Genomic DNA, 16,129 nt, shown 5'->3' on the forward strand with positions numbered 1-16,129 from the left:
GGCAGAAGGACCCATTATGAAATTCACCCGATCCCACCTCCTTTGCGCTTCGTTGCTGCTTGGCTTGAGCGCCAGCGTCAGCGCCCATGAAGCAGCCCATCAAGGCGGCATCGCCAGCCAGCCGACGAAATCCGTGCAGGCGCCGTTCGATATCGTCCATACGAAGATCACGACCCAAGGCAACGTGGCGATCTTTCACATGGCGGTGTCCGGCAAGGCCGGCAAGGTACACCCCGCTGCCAGCGGCAAACTGGCAGGCAGTACCGTGTTCTCCTATGTCTGGCCCACCAGCCTGGACCCTTCAGTCATCGGTTTCGAGCCAAAGTCCGGGATCCTGGCATTCGCCGTCACCTCACACCCGGACTTCGACGACACCCCGCTGTTCGACGAGAACCATGATGGGCGCCTGGATAACGACGGTGACCTATGGCATTCCCACTGGGTGGTGCTGCAACCCGACCCGGCCTGTGGAAAAGATTCGCTGAAGGTGGTGGACATTCCCGAAGGGGCCAAGCCCCGTGTGCCGAAGACTTGGCCGGGCCTGCCGATCCTGATCGACAGCCCGGGTTGGACCCCGACCATTACTCGGCAAACCGTCGAAGTGCGGGTGCCGTTCGACGACATCGGCGCGGTAGAGGCCGGTGCTTTCGACGGCGTCACGGCGGCCCTGCGGGTGAACGCCAGCGTGCACAACCCGCTCCTGTGCGTGACCGACGTGTTCAAGGTGGCGTCGGGCGATCTGTCCCTGCCCGGCAAGATCAATCAGTGAAACCGGCCCACCCGGCGCCGGGCGGGCTTGCGTTGGCGGAGTGGCGCGGCGTTATGCGCCCTCGCCCTTCTCCGCCGACTCATCGCTGTGCACCACCACCAGCAACTGCGCCTGAACATCCCCCACCGAACGCAGGCGGTGGGGTTTCTGCGCATTGAAATGCAGGGCATCGCCGCGATTCAGCAACACGCGCTCGTTCATGAAGTCCACTTCCACCTGGCCCTCATGCACGAACAGGAACTCCTCTCCGGTGTGTTCCTTGAACGCGTGATGGGCGGTGAATTCGCTGGCGGGATAGAGGATGAAGGGCAGCAGGCTGCGCTCGGACACTTGATGGGCCAATACCGCGTATTCGGAACTGCCGCTGCTCGCCGCGAGGGATTGGCGGTCTTCGCTGCGCACCAGGCTGTAGCTGTCGAGGGAAACGTTTTCTTCGGAGAACAGCTCCTCGACTTTCACGCTCAGGGCCTTGGCGAGCTTGAGCGCCGTGGCGATGGAGGGCGTGCTCAAGCCCCGCTCCACCTTGGACAGGTAGCTCTTGGTCATCCCGGTTTTTTCGGCCAGGACGTCCAGTGTCATGCCGAGTTTTTTCCTGAGCAATTTCAAGCGAATGGACATAGGTAACCAACATTTCCAGAGAAACGGACAATCTGCGATTGCAAATGACACTTTGTGTCATATAGTCTATTTAGTGTCATTAGCACCTTCCTTTCACAGCTTCCATGACGCGGATCAAGAACGGTCAAAGAACGAATCAGGAGAACGGATATGAGCAAGACACTGGCGACGCCCAAGGACCAACTGGTCCAGCATGCTGTTAACCAGATGCAGAAAACACTGCCGGATAATACGTGGACTGTACGACAAAAGCTGGCCCTGACCTGCCGCATCCTGTTCGAGAACGGCCACGACTCGGGCCTGGCGGGGCAGATTACCGCGCGCGGGCCGCAACCTGGCACTTATTACACCCAGCAATTGGGCCTGGGCTTCGATGAAATCACCGCCAGCAACCTGTTGCTGGTCAATGAAGACCTCGAGGTGCTGGAGGGCCATGGCATGCCCAACCCGGCCAACCGCTTTCACACTTGGGTCTACCGCGCCCGGCCGGATGTGAATTGCATCATTCACACCCACCCGACCCACATCGCCGCGTTGTCGATGCTGGAGGTGCCGCTGCAGATTTCCCACATGGACCTCTGCCCGCTGTACGACGACTGCGCCTTCCTGGAGGGCTGGCCGGGGGTGCCGGTGGGCAACGAGGAAGGCGAATTGATCGCCGGTGCCCTGGGTGACAAGCGCGCCATCCTGCTTTCCCACCACGGCCAGTTGTCCACCGGTGCCACCGTGGAAGAAGCCTGCAACATCGCCCAACTGATCGAACGCGCCGCGAAGCTGCAATTGCTGGCCATGGCCGCCGGCGAGGTGAAACCGATCCTGCCTCACCTGGGCCGCGAAGCCCACGACTGGATCGCCCGCCCCAAGCGCCACGCGGCCGCCTTCAACTACTACGCCCGGCAGACCCTGCGTCAACACGCCGATTGCTTGAACTGAACCCACCAGGAGCGAAGCCATGTCTACCCCCAACATCCACGGCATCATCGGCTACACCATCACGCCCTTCTCCACCGACGGCCAGGGCTTGGACCTGGACGCCTTGGGCCGGTCCATCGACCGTCTGATCGACAGCGGCGTGCATGCCATCGCGCCCCTGGGCAGCACCGGTGAAGGTGCCTACCTGAGCGACGCCGAGTGGGACCAGGTCAGCGAGTTCAGCATCGCCCGCGTCGCCGGCCGGGTGCCCACCGTGGTCAGCGTGTCTGACTTGACCACCGCCAAGGCGGTGCGCCGCGCACGCTTTGCCCAGGCGAAGGGCGCCGATGTGGTGATGGTGTTGCCGGCCGCTTACTGGAAACTGAGCGAGGCGGAAATCCTGGCGCACTACCAGGCCATCGGCGCCAGCATCGACCTGCCCATCATGCTCTATAACAATCCTGCCACCAGCGGCATCGACATGTCGGTGGAGCTCATCCTGCGGATTTTCAACGCGGTGGATAACGTCACCATGGTCAAGGAAAGCACCGGCGACATTCAGCGCATGCACAAGCTGCAGTTGCTGGGCGAAGGCCAGGTGCCGTTCTACAACGGTTGCAACCCCTTGGCGCTGGAAGCCTTCGCGGCCGGCGCCAAAGGCTGGTGCACCGCCGCGCCGAACCTGATCCCGCAGCTCAATCTCGACCTGTACGACGCTGTTTTGGCCAACGACCTGAGCCGGGCCCGGGCGTTGTTCTATCGTCAATTGCCGCTGCTGGACTTCATCCTCAAGGGCGGTTTGCCCGCCACCATCAAGGCCGGTTTGCGAACTCTTGGCCTGGAGGTCGGCGATCCGCGTCTGCCGGTTTTTCCATTGGATGAGGCGCGTAACCAGCAACTGCAGGCGATGTTGAAACAACTGCTCTGATTCGCTCTGACTTCGCGACGGACAGGTGGCGCCCCAACCTGTCCGCTCGCTCCATTGGCTGTCACCGGGAGAACACCATGACCCTCAAAGTCTATGACACCCACGTACGCACCCAAGACGGGCGCTACCTGCATTTCGATGTGCTGATAGACCGTAACGACCAGGCATTCGCCCAAGCCTGCGCGCGACGTTTCCTCGCCGAACAGGGTATCGAAGACCAGGACATCATCTTGAACGACTGCCGCTTCTGCCATGTCGAGCCGGGCAACCCCGCGGTAGACGAGGCCATCGCCCGGCAAGGTTTCTTCATCCTCAAGCTGCAAGGTTGCGAGGCCTGACATGAGCACCTATCGACCGCTGGACTGCGACCTGCATGACTACCTGGAAATTGCCTGCCTGTACGGCTACACGCTGGAGATCGAACTGACTGACGGCCAACGCCTGACAGCGCGTGCGATCACCACGCGTACCGCCCCCACGCGAGAGGAATTTCTCGAGGTGGAAACTGCCGATGGGCACCAGGAGATTCGCCTCGATCGGTTGCTGGCGATTACGCCGCAGGATCGCAGCGCTCGGTTTGGTCGGGTTGTGCTGGCGAGTGGGTGACGGGGCCACTCGCTGTACAGATGATGCAGGGAGCGGGCCTGGCGATGGTCAGCCGGCTCCGCCCTTCGATCAACACGCTCCCTTCCCGCAAAAAAATTTTCGACCCGTCCCTTCCCGCAAAGCTGTCATCCGCTCCAGCAAAGTCCTCCGCTTATTGCCGCCTCGATAATGCCTTCTTCACTCTCTGGCGTTACAACCAAGCACCGTGTACCTCCCATGAACCTACGCACCTTCGTTCGTCGCTACTGCCTCGACTCCAGGCTCGTCACGAATGCCCTGATCCGCCTGCACAAGGCACTGTCTGCCCTGGTGAGTTCTCTGGCGCAGCAGGGTTTCGATTCCCAGAGATGGCCAGCGACCCGTGATGAAGACGCGCCGGACCGGCGCATTGGCTCCATCTGCCCGGAGCTGGCCGCGACGGTGTTCAGCCACGGGCGGGAGGGGGTCGCCCTTGTCGATCCGTACGGTCGGGTCATCGACGTGAACGAGGCTTTCACGCGCCTGACCGGCTACGGGCAAGACGAGGTCAGGGGCCGGGAGTTGAACGCTCATCGCATGGTGCGTCGGCTCGCGGCGTTTTATGCGCCGATGAAGAATGCGCTGGATTTCCATGGGCATTGGTCGGGTGAAATCCAAAGCAGCCATAAGGACGGTCGGGAGATGACGTCGCGCATCAGCATCAGTGCCGTGCATGACCGTCACGGGAATGTTCAGCACTATGTGGCGCTGCTCAGCGATATGACGCAGGTGAAGCAACGCCTTCAGTTACTGGAGCGCGATGCCCGTTATGACGCGCTCACGCAGTTGCCCAATCGGTTGCTGTTGGCCGAGCGGATGCGTCAGGCGTTGGGCAAGGCGCGGATTCACCAGCACCAGGTGGCCATCGCGTTCATTGATCTGGATGGGTTCAAGGCGCTCAACGACAGTTATGGGCATGACTGGGGTGATCGGGTATTGCAGATTGTCGCGGCGCGGATCAATGCGACGCTGCGGGAGGGCGATACGTTGGCGCGGCTCGGTGGCGATGAATTCGTGGCGGGGCTGGTGGGTTTGCAAGAGGTGGAGGACAGCGAGCCTTTGCTCAAGCGGATGCTGGCGGCGGCCAATGCGCCCATCTTGATCGGTGCGCAAACAGTGGAGATTGCCGCGAGTATCGGCGTGGCGTTCTTTCCTGAGCATGGGCAGGAAGTCGATGCGTTGATCAGCAAGGCGGACCAGGCCATGTACCTGTCGAAAAAAGCCGGGGGCAATCGCCTGGCGTTTTGTCCGACCCGCTTCATTTCGGTCAATAGCGAAGCCTGACGGTGGTGCCCAGGGTTCGTTCGCTGCCGGTCATGGCGCCGTAGTCACCCGCGCCCAGCAGCGAGTACACGGCAGTGATGTAGTGGCGGTCGAACAGGTTGCGTGCCCAGCCTTCCACTTCCCAGGCACGGTCCTGGCTGCGCAGGCCCAGGCGCAGGTTGGTGAGGCCGTAGCTGGGCTGATAACTGCCTTCGCCCCCTTCGAGGGTGCCGTAGTAGCCGGTGCGAAAGCTGTAGTCGACGCCGCTGTAGACCTCCAGCCCGTACGGCAACGGATGGCGATGGTCCAGGCCGCTGCTGAGGTTCCATTCCGGCGCGTTGTAGAGGCGATCGCCGCTGAGGTCGCAAGTCCATTGGCCCGAGGCCGGCGGGCACGGGGCGTTGGGAAAACTGCGGTAGCGCGCATCGCTCCAGGCCAGGCCAAGGCGCCCGGTGAGCCAGGGAGCCAGTTGCCAGGCCGAATCCAGCTCGACACCACGCAGGCGGACCTTGCCGACGTTGATCAGATTGTCCCTCAACGGTGGCGCGAGCACGGAGGTCGGCGGGCTGTAGGTGAGCGCCTGGTAGTTGTCGACATCGGTCTGGTAGACCGCCAGGTCGAGCATCGCCCGCTCATCCCACAAGCGTGTCTTGATGCCCAGTTCCAGGGACGTGGCGCGCTCCGGTTCGAAGGTGGGCTCGGCGAACGGGCCGACCACGTCGAAGTTGATGCCGCCGGCCTTGTAGCCGCGAGACCAGCTGACATAGCCCATCACCGCATCGCTGAAGCGATAGCTGGCGCTGAGCAGGCCGGAGAGGTTGTCCTCTTCGATCGAGTCCTCACGGTAGTAACTGCCCCCCAGGGCGATGTCGCGCAGCAACTGGCCGCCGGCCTGGAACGTCGGCGGCAAACCGTCCAGCGAAGCGAGGTTGCTGACGTCGCGGGACACCCAACCGTCCTTGCGCTCCTGGCTGTAGCGCAGGCCGCCGGTGAGCTCGAGAGGGTCGACGGGGCGCCAGGAAACCTGGCCGAAAATTGCCCGGCTGTCGCCCTTCTGCTCGCCGTCGTAATGCTGCCGGGCACCTTCCAGCAACTGCGCCGGCACCTGGCTCGGATCGGTGAAGGTGATGCCATAGAGTTTCTGCAACAGCGCCAGTTGGTCGCCCACGAACCAGGGTGCGGCATCCTTGCCGAACGCCACGTCGATCTCGCGATCGAGCTGCTGGCGCAAGTAATAGAGCCCAGCGACATAGTCGACGGACGAGCCGGCCGTGCCGGACAGTCGCCATTCCTGGCTGAACTGCCGATGCCCCAGCTGCGCCTCGGACTGCGCCACCGCCAACGCGGTGCTGTCGCCGTCCCGCGTGGCGCGGTAGTCCCAGTCACGATAAGCCGTGATGCTGGTCAAGCGCATCGCCTCGTCCAGGTCCCAGTTCAGCTCAAGGGAAACACCGTCCTGCAGGGTTTGCGGACGCCCCGGCGCGTCAATGCGCACCTCGCGCCGGTAAGGGTCGGGCTCCGCCAGCGGATAGCCGAGGAACCGGGCGCGCTTGCGGGTCTGTGGGCTGTAGTGATTGACCAGCAGCACGTTGCCGGCCTCGTTCTGCTCGGCATAGTCGGCGATCAGACGCGCGCTGAAGGCCTCGGTGGGCGTCCATAGCAATTGCCCGCGCAGGCCTTGGCTGTCGGCGTCGCCGAGGCGGGCGCCGTCTTCCAGGTTTTCCACCTGCCCATCCACCGAGCGTTCGAAGACGTTGAGCCGCCCGGCCAACACCTCGTCGCGCAGCGCTCCGGAAATCGTCCCGCGGTATTCGCCCAGGCCATGCTCGCCGTGGCTGGCTTCCAGGCTGGCCTCGGATTGGAACGTCGGTGGGCGGGTGACGATGTTCAGCGCCCCCGCCGTGGTGTTCTTGCCGAACAAAGTACCTTGGGGCCCACGCAGCACTTCGATGCGCTCGATGTCCATCAGCTCGGTGAAGGCCATGCCCTGGCGCGCCAGGTAGACGCCATCGACGTAGGTGCCGACGCTGCCCTCCAGACCGTCGTTATAGGCGGTCGCGCCAAACCCGCGCAGGCCGAAGCCGGCATAACGCGCATCGTGCCCGGACACCACCAGCCCGGGCACCCGTTGCTGGATGTCCTGGAGGGTGTGCAGGCCGGCTTCGTCCAGTTGCTCGCCATAGAGGACATTGATGGGGATCGGCACGTCCTGCGGGTTTTCCTCTCGGCGCCGAGCAGTCACCGTGGTTTCGTCGAGCACCAGTGAGCTGGGCGACGCGGGGGTGGATGGCTGCGCTGGCCCGGCGTTGACCGATGCCCAGGGCAATGCCGCCAAGCTGCCGAGCAAGAGCAGCCTGCAACGCGGACCCGGCATGCTATCGCTCCCAGGCCATGGCGCGAGGCACCGTGTCCAAGCCCGCCAGTGTCTTGACCCACGCCAGCAACTCGCGGCTGTCGGCCGGCTTGAGCAGGACCGCATCGAAGACCAGATCCGGCGGATAGCCCTGCGGCCTGCGCGCAGGCACCGCCGAGTAGAGCATCACTGGCAGACCGCGCCAATGCTCGCGTACCCGCTGCAGCAGTTCCCAGCCATCCATGCCAGGCATCATCTGGTCGCTGATCAACAGATCGACCGGCTGCTGCGCCAGGCAGGCCAAGGCGTCCTCGCCGTTGGCCGCGATGCTCACGTCGAAACCGTAGCCGGCCAGCAGGTCATACAGCCATTCGCTGTTCTGCTCGATATCGTCCACCAGCAGGACCTGCTTGCCCTGGCCATCCAGCGGCGCGGCATTGTTATCGACGATGCCGTTTTCAAGCTCGTCTTCCTGGGCGCATTTCAACTGCAAACGAAAGCTGAAGCGGCTGCCGCCCTGCCCCGTGGCCTGGGGTTGCAAACGGCTGCCCATGCGCTCCAGCAGTTGGGTGACGATGGACAGGCCCAGCCCGCTGCCTTCGAAGCGTTGCGCATTGCGGCCGCGGCGAAACGGTTGCAGCAGCTGTTCGAATTCCTGTGGATCGATGCCGATACCGCTGTCGATCACGCTGAACGTCAGCTCGACAGTCTCCGGGCCGGCTCCTGGACAAGCATTCACTTCAAAGCGGATCTGGCCATCACGGGTGAATTTCGCCGCGTTCGCCAGCAGGTTCATGAGGATCTGCCGGAGGCGTTTGAAATCGGCCTCCACCAGCGCCGGCAGGTCATCCGCCAGGACGGCTTCAAAGGTATTGCCCTGCCGCGCGGCGAGGAAGGCCGCCTCATCGGCGACCTCCCTGAGGAACCCGTACAGATAGCCGGGCGCGAGAGTCAGTTGCATCTGCTCCAGCTCGCCGCGGGAGAACTCGAGCATCTCGTCGATCAGCTCCAGTTGCTGGCGGGCATTGCGCTCGATGCTGGCCGGGTATTCCCGGTTGGGCCCGCCGTGCAACAGCCGTGCGTAGTCGATGATGCGCACCAGCGGCGAACGCAGGTCGTGGCTGATGCGGGCCATCAACGCACTGCGGGCCGCCAGGGATTCGCGCAACTGGGCAGTGCGTAGCGCCACGGTGCTTTCCAGGCGCTCATGCTCGGCCTGGCGCTGTTGTTCGAGGCTCGACAGCGCATGCTTCTCCCGGTGACGGCTGCGGCTGACTTCCATGATCAGCGTGCACACCAGCAACGCCACGCCCGGCAGAGTCGAGGACAGGCTGTTCTTGCTTTGCGGCGATTGCCAGGGCAACTGTTCCTGGGGGAAGAAATACCGCATCAGCAATTGCGAAAACAGCAGTGCCGGAACCAGCCACGCCATCCAGCTGTAGCTGAGCCGCCTGCGCCAGGCCATGAACAACGTGGCCAGGAGCACGCCGTAGAAACTCAACAGGGAGGCCTGGATCATCTGCGCCCCCTGGATCGGATCGACCTTCAGCCACCAGACCCGGCCAAGGGCACATCCCAGCAGCGGTACCCAATAACTCCAGCCAATGAAGGCGGGCAGCCGGGCCACCTGCAGCAGCACGCGCATGTAGGCGAGGAACAGCACGAAGGAGATCACGCTGGCGCAGGTCAGCAGTTCCCGCGTCCAGCCCAGCGCCGAGGGCCAGTAGACGAGGTAGCCGTTCAAGATACAGGTCAGCAGGATATAGCTCAGGACCGCGCCCGCATTCACGCTCAGCAACCGGGAACGCAGGATCCAGCCGACGATGAGGCCGAACGGGACCACCAGCAGGACGATGCCCAGGGTGAGGCCGTCGCTCAGGTACGTCTGCTGCTGACTGCGCAGCAATGCCGGTTCGGACCATAGCTGCGGCTCCAGCAGCATCTGGAAGTGGCTGGTGACCCGGATCAACAACGTGGTGCCCTGCCCTGCCGCCAGCGACACCGCAAACGCCGGCTGACGCGCCGCTGGTTGGGGCCATTCGGCCAACGGATGGGCACTGCCGGCATGGGCTTCGCGCCAGCGCCCCTCTGAAGGCTGGTAGACACGGATGTCTTCCAGGCGCGGCGCTCCGATCACCAACAGGCGCGAACAGGCCGTATCGTTCGGATTGGTCAGTTGCACTTTGAGCCAGAACGCCGAGCGGCTATAGCCTTGCGCCGGCCAATCCGGAGTCGCGATGCTGAATCGCGTTTCGGGCAACCGGGCAACTTCATCCACGCTCAACCTGGCCTGCTCGTCCTCGAAAACCTGCATCGAGGGCATCAGGTCCAGGCGTTCAACCTGGCAGAAGCCCATGGGTGCCGCACGCAAACGGTCGGCGCACAACAACGCCAGCGCCAGCAGCACAAACCGTAGAAGCCGCATCAGGTGCGCCCGGCCGACTCTGTATCAGCGATGCCCAGGGTCTGCTGGCGAAACTGGCTGGGGGTCATGCCGATTCGCTGGCGGAAGGCCGTGGTGAAGTTGCAGGCATTGCGAAACCCCACCAGTTCGGCGACGTCTTGCACACTCATGGCGCTTTCGCCGAGCAACTCCTGGCCGCGACGCAGCCGCGCATCGCGAATATAGGCGAACACAGTCAGGCCCAGATGCTCGCGAAAAATCCGTGAAAGGCGTTTCTCATGGGTGCCGACCTTGTGCGCCAGTTGCACCAGGGAAGGGATGTCGTCGAGGTGATTTTCGATCAGCCGCATCGCCGCGCGCAGGACGATCTCGTCACCCTCGGGCTCCGGCTCCGCCGGGCTGTGCTGGTTGGTCGGCGGTGCGCGCCAGGTCAATTGCAGGTGGATCCTGATACGCGCCAGCACTTCCTCGGGGGCGCAGGATTTGGGAATGTAATCGACCCCGCCGACGGTCAGCCCCTCCAGGCGCTCGACGGTGCTGTTGGCCGAAGACAGGAAAAGAATGGGGGTCTGGCGGGTCGCCGGTGCCTCGCGCAACAGCCTGCACAGGCTGAAACCATCCATCTGCGGCATGTGCACGTCCAGCACGATCAGGTCCGGACGCAACGCCAAGGCTCGCTGGTAGCCCTGGTGGGCGTCGCTGGCCAGGGATATGCGCCAGGGTTGCGCCTTGAGCAGGACGAGGGTTGCCCGGAGGTCCTCGGGCTCATCGTCGATAAGCAGGATATGCGGCAGCGGCCCGGATGACACAGCCGCATCCCCAGCCGCCCGCCTTTCATATCGTCCGTCGTCCATACGCTGCGTTCTCTTATCGTGCCTTTGCCAGGCCTGTGCCGAAAAAGCAGAGGCATCGCAAAGGCAATCGATGGATCGGTAAAAATCGTTATACCGATAGCGGCAGGTCAGGTGAAGACTTGAAGGCGTAGCGCAGGGACGACATTGTTTCCTCAAGGTCGTTTGCATGAAAAAAGGCCTTGCCGGGCAAGACCTTTTTTATGCAAACGACATCCGTGGTGAACATCGGACAGGACATGGCGGGAGGCGTCGAAGATTTGTTGTCGAAACGCAGCCCAGCAATATAGCATCGAGCCATCATTCGAAAGGACGCCTGAACCATGCACGGATCGCTACACGACTCCACACCCCCAACCGCTCCGGCGGTCCCATCGTGAGCGCCCTGGACTCCAGCACCATCGGGCAGTTGAGCACGTTCCTGATCATCTCGCTGTCCTTGCTTGCCGTCCTTGGAATCGCAAAGGCCTTGAGCAAAGCCAATCGGAAAACAAATCCCGACTCTCAGGTTTTCCTCTACGGCACCCTTGCGGTTTCGTTGCTGATCATCGTCTCGGCAACGCTGATCTGGGACAAGAGTAATCTTCCCGCATGGCTCCAAGGTATCGGCAGTATCTACGCGATCATTGTGGCGATACTCGTCTCCCGGCACGAAAGTAGAAACTCCGAAGCGCGAAGCCGACAGGAGAGAGCCGACGACCACAGACGCGAAGCCCAGCGGCTGATCGAGGAGAAAGTAGAGGCCACCCGAGCCATCTACCAGATGGTGCTTCGGGCGTTCATGTGTTTTAGCTACGTACGGGAAAACGCCTATGACAAAAGCCTGACGTGCAAGGATATCGGCCCCCGCAAGGGGAAGCCGGAGCTCAAGATCAATGCCGGAAAAAAATGGATTTCGCTCGGGTTCAAGGCATCCGACATCCGGGTACAGCTCCGACAGCTTGAAGCGTTCACGCAGCAATTGGAAAAGATATCGCCCTTCGATCACAGAGACGCTGTCCTGGCCTTGCTGACGTCTGAGTTCTGTGCCTCGATCAAGGTATTGTTTGCCGATCTAGCGACGGGCTGGAACATCAAAAGCACGCTTGCGCCCCCCGATGCCAATGCCGATACAACGATCAAGTATCCACCTTGCGAAAGAAACGCCACCTACACCGAAACCGAGAAGCTCATTGGGCTGAGCGAGTTTCTCGCCCACGGCATATTCCACCTGTATTTGGACGAGCCGGAATGCAATCGCATCGAGGAGGTTTTTCTCCAGTGGGAGAAACGGGCAGATGAGATTTTTGCCAGCGGCGGTTCCACCACAGCCTGATGCAGAGGCCAATGAGCTATAGGCTCAACATCCCCCGGAACCCTCTCGCCGCGTAATACGACTGGACACCGTTGTGGTAGATGAACACCCGCCCATAACGGCAGTCCCCGAATATCGCCCCACCCAGCGCACGTACTTCGGGGGGCGTCGCCAGCCAACTGGAGGTTTTCAAATCAAACGCCTCCAGCGCCTGGAGTTCGCGGTACTGCTCCTCGGTCAATAGCGCCACGCCCATCTCGGTCGCCATGTCCAGGGCATTGCCCTGGGGCTTGTTTTCCTTGCGCGCATCCAGGGCCGCGCGATCGTAGCAGAGGCTTCGACGGCCGGTGGGAGTCTCCCTGGCGCAGTCGCAGAAGGTCACGCGCCCGGTGTGCGGGTCGTGGCCAATGACGTCGGGCTTGCCTCCGGTGGCTTCCATGGCGTGGAGGGTTTTCAACGCGGCGCGGTTGCCTTCGAGGCGGGCCAGGACGTCGGACCATTGAAGGCCAGGGTGGCGCTGGGGATTGCGTTCGAAGCGGGTCTTCAGGGTGTCGAGAAGGTCATTGTGTTCTTGTTTTTTCATGAGGCTAAAGTCCCAGGCTCTGTATGAGAAGCCTAGTGCGATGTTTGAGAAACACCACACTAGAACAAGGCGCCACTGAACACCGGGGCATTATGGAACCGCGTATGGCCTGCCACTGCGTTCGTATACTGCTCGACCAGGTCGTATTCCCCCAGGTCCACCATTTCGATCGAATTGGGCACGGTGACCGACTTGGTCATGGGCTGGATGACCAGGCCCTTGACCACGGGTGGGCCTGGATTGATCAAGGCGTCGAGAATTTTCCTGACCATGGTGGTCTTGGCGAACACATCCGTGGTGGACGTGCTGGCCAGATTCCCGTTTGTGCCCAGCAGGCCGATCAGGCAGTAGAAAACCCAGCAGGGCGACATCTGCCAGCCGTACTGGGCTTCGTTCAGGGATGCATCCACGCTGCCTTTGCACTCGACGATGATGTACTCCTCAACCACGCCGCTGAGCAGATTGCGCTTGACCCAGATCTGGTCGATGCCGTTATTGCGCCCCGATGAAGCCTTGCCGATCTTCATCTGGTACTCATTGCCGAGCACGGTGATCAGAAGCTTGGCGGCGGCATATTCGCCGCGGGTTTCACTGGCGAAATGGATGGCTTTGGAGTTTTCCAGGTTCTGGAAGTGGTTCTGGATCCGGTCGCCTGACTTGCGGTCATGCACCGAGAACTTATGGGAAATGCCTCCGTAGGCTTGCAACCAGTTGTACACCTTCGCCTGTGCGGCAGGATCCATGCCCAGCAGGTTCCAATAGTTCAGCGCGGTCGGGTCGGGCACAGGCTGGAACAGCGCGGCCCGGCGCTCGATGACCTGCTGGGCGGCAAAGGTCGAGACGGGATTGGTCGTTCCGAATACCTGCTCGACATCGGGGTGGTAATAACTGCCCTTGGTGAATTGCTTGTCCCGTGCGACCGCTTCCTTGATCTTCACGGCGTCCAGGGTGTCCAGCAGGACCAGCTGATCGGCCCTGTGGGGGTTGTTGTAGTCCGACGTGAGGCCATGCCGGTTGGTGATCTGGTTCAGTACGTGCCGCCACTCCTGGCCCAGGCTGTCCACTTTCGTGATACCCAGGCTGCCGATGGGCGTGAACGGATAGCTGCCTGTCGTCAGGGTCAGGGGCTTGGAATCGAACTCGGTATCGGAAGTGAAGAACAAGGTGGTTTTCTTGCCATCGCGCTTTTCCTTGGGCGCCAACTCCATGATCTTCACGTTCAATGGCTCGGTCAGGCTCGTGTAGTCATTCAATTGATTCATCGGTATCCCTCCCCGTCATCCCGGCGCGAATAATTCACTCTAGGCGGCGGAATTCGGGACGTCCAGGGATCGGAAAACAGTCCTTCAGGGGTGCGGCATTGCCTTGGAGGACCTATGCTGGCGCGTGTCCCTTTGACAGGCCGCCCGTCATGATCCAATGCAAACGCGCCTATGAAGCCCCGGCTCCCGAGGACGGCAAACGCGTGCTGGTGGACCGCCTGTGGCCACGCAACTGCCGCAAGGATGAACTGCACCTCGATGAGTGGCTTGCGGACGTCGCGCCCACCCATCAATTGCGCAGGGCGTTCAAGGCTGGGGACCTTTCCTTTGCCCAGTTCAAGGCGGCGTATCGCCAGGAACTGAATGCCCGGCCGCAGCATTGGTGGGCGCTGGTGGACATCGCCCGCAGCGGCAATCTCACGCTGGTCCATGCCGCCAGGTCCACAGTGGAAAACAACGCCGTGGTGCTGGCCGAATGGCTGGAGGATGAGTTGGAGAAACGGGCAGAAATGAGCTCGCCGGCCTGTTATCTATTGGAGTTTCCCGGAGACTGAGACGCCCAGGCAGGGCGGCTGGGCTGGCGTCTTCGCGGGCGAGCCCGCTCCCACCGGGACGGATCCGGGAGAGTAGTTTTTTCAGCCCAGGAGATGCTTGGAGATCAACCTGGATATCTCAACGATGCCGGTCTTGCCGGTGAATTCGAATTTCACCTTGCCCAGGGATGAAAAGTAGATCTCAAGCTCCGAGTCCAGGTCGAAGGTGCCGGACGTTTCGATCGAGTAGGCGACGATGTTCTTGTAAGGCAGGGAAGTGAAGTCTTTCTTGCTGCCGGTAATGCCTTGCACGTTCACCGCGATGATGCGTTTGTTGGTGAACACCACGCCGTCGCGCATGGACTTGTAGGCGTCGATGACCTGTTCGCCTTCCAGCAGCAGGGCCGTGACGCGTTCGGCGTATTCGTCGTTCTGCTTGAGCTTGAAGAAGCCTTTGTTATTGAAGTCGATCATGGGTTCGATCCTTGTGGGGTTGGAAAGCGTTCCAGGCTTCCTGGGCCGGTGCTGGCTGGATTCTGCTTCAGTCGACATCCGGATCACAAGGACATGCGTTTTTTCTCCTAGACTTGCCGTTGTCCCGGCTGCGGAATGAGCCCGGGCCGTCCATGAACGCAGAGGGAACCTGGCAATGCTCAATGTTTTTTGGAAAACACTCGTCTTTGGCCTGGCTGTCGGTCTGTTGGGCACGGCCATGGCGGCTGACCCCATTGTGATCAAGTTTTCCCATGTGGTGGCCGAGCAGACGTCCAAGGGCCAGGGCGCGCTGATGTTCAAGAAACTGGTGGAAGAACGCTTGCCGGGCAGGGTGAAAGTCGAGGTGTACCCCAATTCCACGCTGTACGGCGATGACAAGGAAATGGAGGCGTTGCTCCTGGGGGAGGTGCAGATCATCGCCCGGTCCCTGGCCAAGTTCGAGCAGTACACCAAGTCGGTGCAGCTATTCGACTTACCATTCCTGTTTGACGACATCGCCGCCGTGGACCGTTTCCAGCAGAGCCCTGAAGGCCAGAAGCTGCTCAAGTCCATGGAAAAGAAGAACGTTACCGGCCTGGCCTATTGGCACAACGGCATGAAGCAGTTGTCGGCCAACAGGCCCCTGCGGGTGCCCGAGGATGCACGGGGACTGACGTTCCGGATACAGACCTCCGCCGTACTGGACGAACAGTTCAAGGCGGTAGGCGCCAAGGCTCAGCCGATGATTTTTTCGGTGGTGTACCAGGGGTTGCGTACCGGTCTGGTCAACGGCACGGAAAACACCTATTCGAATTTCTACAACCAGAAGCTCAATGAAGTGCAGAAGTACGTCACCGAGTCCAACCATGGCATCCTCGACTACATGCTGATCACCACTTCGGACTTCTGGAACGGCCTGCCGCCGGATATTCGCAGCGAACTGGACAGGATCGTGGTGGAGTCCACCGCTCATGCGAACAAGGAAGCGGAACGGTTCAACCAGCAGGACAGGCAGCAGGTCCTGGATGCCAAGACCACCGAGATCATCACCCTCACCCCACAGGAGCGCAGCGCCTGGCGTGACAGGATGAAGCCGGTGTGGACGAAGTTCGAAAAGGAGATCGGAGCGGACTTGATCAAGGCGGCCGAGGCGTCCAACACCACTCAGTGACGCGACCGGGCCACGACAGCGTCCTTGGGCGAGCCATCTGAAGAGAGGTTCCGCGCTCGGCGTGGGCAGGCCTCCCATGAGGCTTGGCGG

Annotated in this window: 16 protein-coding genes; 9 read left to right on the plus strand and 7 right to left on the minus strand. The window is 61.7% G+C overall.

The window, feature by feature from the left end; translation table 11 throughout:
• Positions 1 to 16 precede the first annotated feature (16 nt).
• Positions 17 to 769 carry a hypothetical protein gene (locus BW992_RS02305; protein ID WP_076405508.1) on the plus strand — a complete coding sequence of 251 codons (753 nt, stop codon included), beginning with the start codon at positions 17 to 19 and terminating at the stop codon, positions 767 to 769.
• A gap of 51 nt (positions 770 to 820) precedes the next feature.
• Here the strand turns inward: BW992_RS02305 and BW992_RS02310 are convergent, their stop codons facing one another.
• A complete protein-coding gene (locus BW992_RS02310) occupies positions 821 to 1,387 on the minus strand; it encodes a helix-turn-helix domain-containing protein (RefSeq protein WP_076405510.1) in 567 nt (188 codons plus the stop codon).
• 150 nt (positions 1,388 to 1,537) lie between these two features.
• Between BW992_RS02310 and BW992_RS02315 the strand changes: the two genes are divergently transcribed.
• The 5 genes from BW992_RS02315 (at position 1,538) to BW992_RS02335 (ending at position 5,135) form a co-directional block, all read left to right on the plus strand.
• On the plus strand, positions 1,538 to 2,320 hold the full coding sequence (locus BW992_RS02315; protein ID WP_072458663.1) for an aldolase: 783 nt from the start codon (positions 1,538 to 1,540) through the stop codon (positions 2,318 to 2,320).
• A gap of 19 nt (positions 2,321 to 2,339) precedes the next feature.
• Positions 2,340 to 3,227, plus strand: coding sequence for a dihydrodipicolinate synthase family protein (locus BW992_RS02320; RefSeq protein ID WP_072388211.1), 888 nt, complete (start codon positions 2,340 to 2,342; stop codon positions 3,225 to 3,227).
• Between the two features lie 77 nt (positions 3,228 to 3,304).
• Positions 3,305 to 3,565, plus strand: a complete 261-nt coding sequence (locus BW992_RS02325) for a DUF2024 family protein (protein ID WP_072388213.1) — start codon at positions 3,305 to 3,307, stop codon at positions 3,563 to 3,565.
• A 1-nt stretch (position 3,566) separates the two neighbouring features.
• Positions 3,567 to 3,833, plus strand: coding sequence for a Rho-binding antiterminator (locus BW992_RS02330; RefSeq protein WP_072388215.1), 267 nt, complete (start codon positions 3,567 to 3,569; stop codon positions 3,831 to 3,833).
• Positions 3,834 to 4,049: 216 nt separating this feature from the next.
• The gene (locus BW992_RS02335; RefSeq protein WP_072388217.1) at positions 4,050 to 5,135 is read left to right on the plus strand and encodes a sensor domain-containing diguanylate cyclase; all 1,086 of its coding nucleotides are present in this window, start codon (positions 4,050 to 4,052) and stop codon (positions 5,133 to 5,135) included.
• Here BW992_RS02335 and BW992_RS02340 read toward each other — a convergent pair.
• The 3 genes from BW992_RS02340 to BW992_RS02350 are packed head-to-tail and all read right to left on the minus strand — an operon-like array spanning position 5,119 to position 10,680.
• A complete protein-coding gene (locus BW992_RS02340; RefSeq protein ID WP_072388219.1) occupies positions 5,119 to 7,488 on the minus strand; it encodes a TonB-dependent receptor in 2,370 nt (789 codons plus the stop codon). The two genes, BW992_RS02335 and BW992_RS02340, sit on opposite strands and share 17 nt — an antisense overlap.
• 1 nt (position 7,489) lies before the next feature.
• Positions 7,490 to 9,892, minus strand: coding sequence for a hybrid sensor histidine kinase/response regulator (locus tag BW992_RS02345; RefSeq protein ID WP_083714526.1), 2,403 nt, complete (start codon positions 9,890 to 9,892; stop codon positions 7,490 to 7,492).
• Entirely contained in the window at positions 9,892 to 10,680 is a 789-nt protein-coding gene (locus BW992_RS02350) for a response regulator transcription factor (protein WP_072430852.1), read from the minus strand. The genes BW992_RS02345 and BW992_RS02350 overlap by 1 nt, the downstream gene beginning before the upstream one ends.
• A 211-nt stretch (positions 10,681 to 10,891) precedes the next feature.
• Between BW992_RS02350 and BW992_RS02355 the strand changes: the two genes are divergently transcribed.
• The gene (locus tag BW992_RS02355; protein ID WP_148049140.1) at positions 10,892 to 12,037 is read left to right on the plus strand and encodes a hypothetical protein; all 1,146 of its coding nucleotides are present in this window, start codon (positions 10,892 to 10,894) and stop codon (positions 12,035 to 12,037) included.
• Between the two features lie 16 nt (positions 12,038 to 12,053).
• On the opposite strand, the gene BW992_RS02360 is transcribed toward BW992_RS02355, so the two are convergent.
• Both BW992_RS02360 and BW992_RS02365 read right to left on the minus strand, forming a co-directional pair.
• Entirely contained in the window at positions 12,054 to 12,599 is a 546-nt protein-coding gene (locus BW992_RS02360; protein ID WP_072458667.1) for a DUF4256 domain-containing protein, read from the minus strand.
• Between the two features lie 59 nt (positions 12,600 to 12,658).
• The gene (locus BW992_RS02365; RefSeq protein WP_072388224.1) at positions 12,659 to 13,861 is read right to left on the minus strand and encodes a hypothetical protein; all 1,203 of its coding nucleotides are present in this window, start codon (positions 13,859 to 13,861) and stop codon (positions 12,659 to 12,661) included.
• Positions 13,862 to 14,010: 149 nt separating this feature from the next.
• Here BW992_RS02365 and BW992_RS02370 point away from each other — a divergent pair, with 149 nt between their 5' ends.
• Positions 14,011 to 14,415 carry a DUF488 domain-containing protein gene (locus tag BW992_RS02370; protein ID WP_076405515.1) on the plus strand — a complete coding sequence of 135 codons (405 nt, stop codon included), beginning with the start codon at positions 14,011 to 14,013 and terminating at the stop codon, positions 14,413 to 14,415.
• 81 nt (positions 14,416 to 14,496) lie between these two features.
• Here BW992_RS02370 and BW992_RS02375 read toward each other — a convergent pair whose 3' ends face one another.
• The gene (locus tag BW992_RS02375) at positions 14,497 to 14,868 is read right to left on the minus strand and encodes a PH domain-containing protein (protein WP_072388228.1); all 372 of its coding nucleotides are present in this window, start codon (positions 14,866 to 14,868) and stop codon (positions 14,497 to 14,499) included.
• A 175-nt stretch (positions 14,869 to 15,043) separates the two neighbouring features.
• Here BW992_RS02375 and BW992_RS02380 point away from each other — a divergent pair, with 175 nt between their 5' ends.
• Entirely contained in the window at positions 15,044 to 16,039 is a 996-nt protein-coding gene (locus BW992_RS02380) for a TRAP transporter substrate-binding protein (protein WP_072388230.1), read from the plus strand.
• The last annotated feature ends 90 nt before the right edge of the window (positions 16,040 to 16,129 follow it).

The organism is Pseudomonas sp. 7SR1, assembly GCF_900156465.1.
In the GTDB taxonomy this organism is placed as follows: domain Bacteria; phylum Pseudomonadota; class Gammaproteobacteria; order Pseudomonadales; family Pseudomonadaceae; genus Aquipseudomonas.

What these genes read in the sequence shown, in the direction of transcription:
- BW992_RS02305 (WP_076405508.1), top strand. Translation starts at nt 17, where the DNA reads ATGAAATTCACCCGATCCCACCTCCTTTGCGCTTCGTTGCTGCTTGGC.
- BW992_RS02310 (WP_076405510.1), bottom strand. Translation starts at nt 1,387, where the DNA reads ATGTCCATTCGCTTGAAATTGCTCAGGAAAAAACTCGGCATGACACTG.
- BW992_RS02315 (WP_072458663.1), top strand. Translation starts at nt 1,538, where the DNA reads ATGAGCAAGACACTGGCGACGCCCAAGGACCAACTGGTCCAGCATGCT.
- BW992_RS02320 (WP_072388211.1), top strand. Translation starts at nt 2,340, where the DNA reads ATGTCTACCCCCAACATCCACGGCATCATCGGCTACACCATCACGCCC.
- BW992_RS02325 (WP_072388213.1), top strand. Translation starts at nt 3,305, where the DNA reads ATGACCCTCAAAGTCTATGACACCCACGTACGCACCCAAGACGGGCGC.
- BW992_RS02330 (WP_072388215.1), top strand. Translation starts at nt 3,567, where the DNA reads ATGAGCACCTATCGACCGCTGGACTGCGACCTGCATGACTACCTGGAA.
- BW992_RS02335 (WP_072388217.1), top strand. Translation starts at nt 4,050, where the DNA reads ATGAACCTACGCACCTTCGTTCGTCGCTACTGCCTCGACTCCAGGCTC.
- BW992_RS02340 (WP_072388219.1), bottom strand. Translation starts at nt 7,488, where the DNA reads ATGCCGGGTCCGCGTTGCAGGCTGCTCTTGCTCGGCAGCTTGGCGGCA.
- BW992_RS02345 (WP_083714526.1), bottom strand. Translation starts at nt 9,892, where the DNA reads ATGCGGCTTCTACGGTTTGTGCTGCTGGCGCTGGCGTTGTTGTGCGCC.
- BW992_RS02355 (WP_148049140.1), top strand. Translation starts at nt 10,892, where the DNA reads ATGAAAAAAGGCCTTGCCGGGCAAGACCTTTTTTATGCAAACGACATC.
- BW992_RS02360 (WP_072458667.1), bottom strand. Translation starts at nt 12,599, where the DNA reads ATGAAAAAACAAGAACACAATGACCTTCTCGACACCCTGAAGACCCGC.
- BW992_RS02365 (WP_072388224.1), bottom strand. Translation starts at nt 13,861, where the DNA reads ATGAATCAATTGAATGACTACACGAGCCTGACCGAGCCATTGAACGTG.
- BW992_RS02370 (WP_076405515.1), top strand. Translation starts at nt 14,011, where the DNA reads ATGATCCAATGCAAACGCGCCTATGAAGCCCCGGCTCCCGAGGACGGC.
- BW992_RS02375 (WP_072388228.1), bottom strand. Translation starts at nt 14,868, where the DNA reads ATGATCGACTTCAATAACAAAGGCTTCTTCAAGCTCAAGCAGAACGAC.
- BW992_RS02380 (WP_072388230.1), top strand. Translation starts at nt 15,044, where the DNA reads ATGCTCAATGTTTTTTGGAAAACACTCGTCTTTGGCCTGGCTGTCGGT.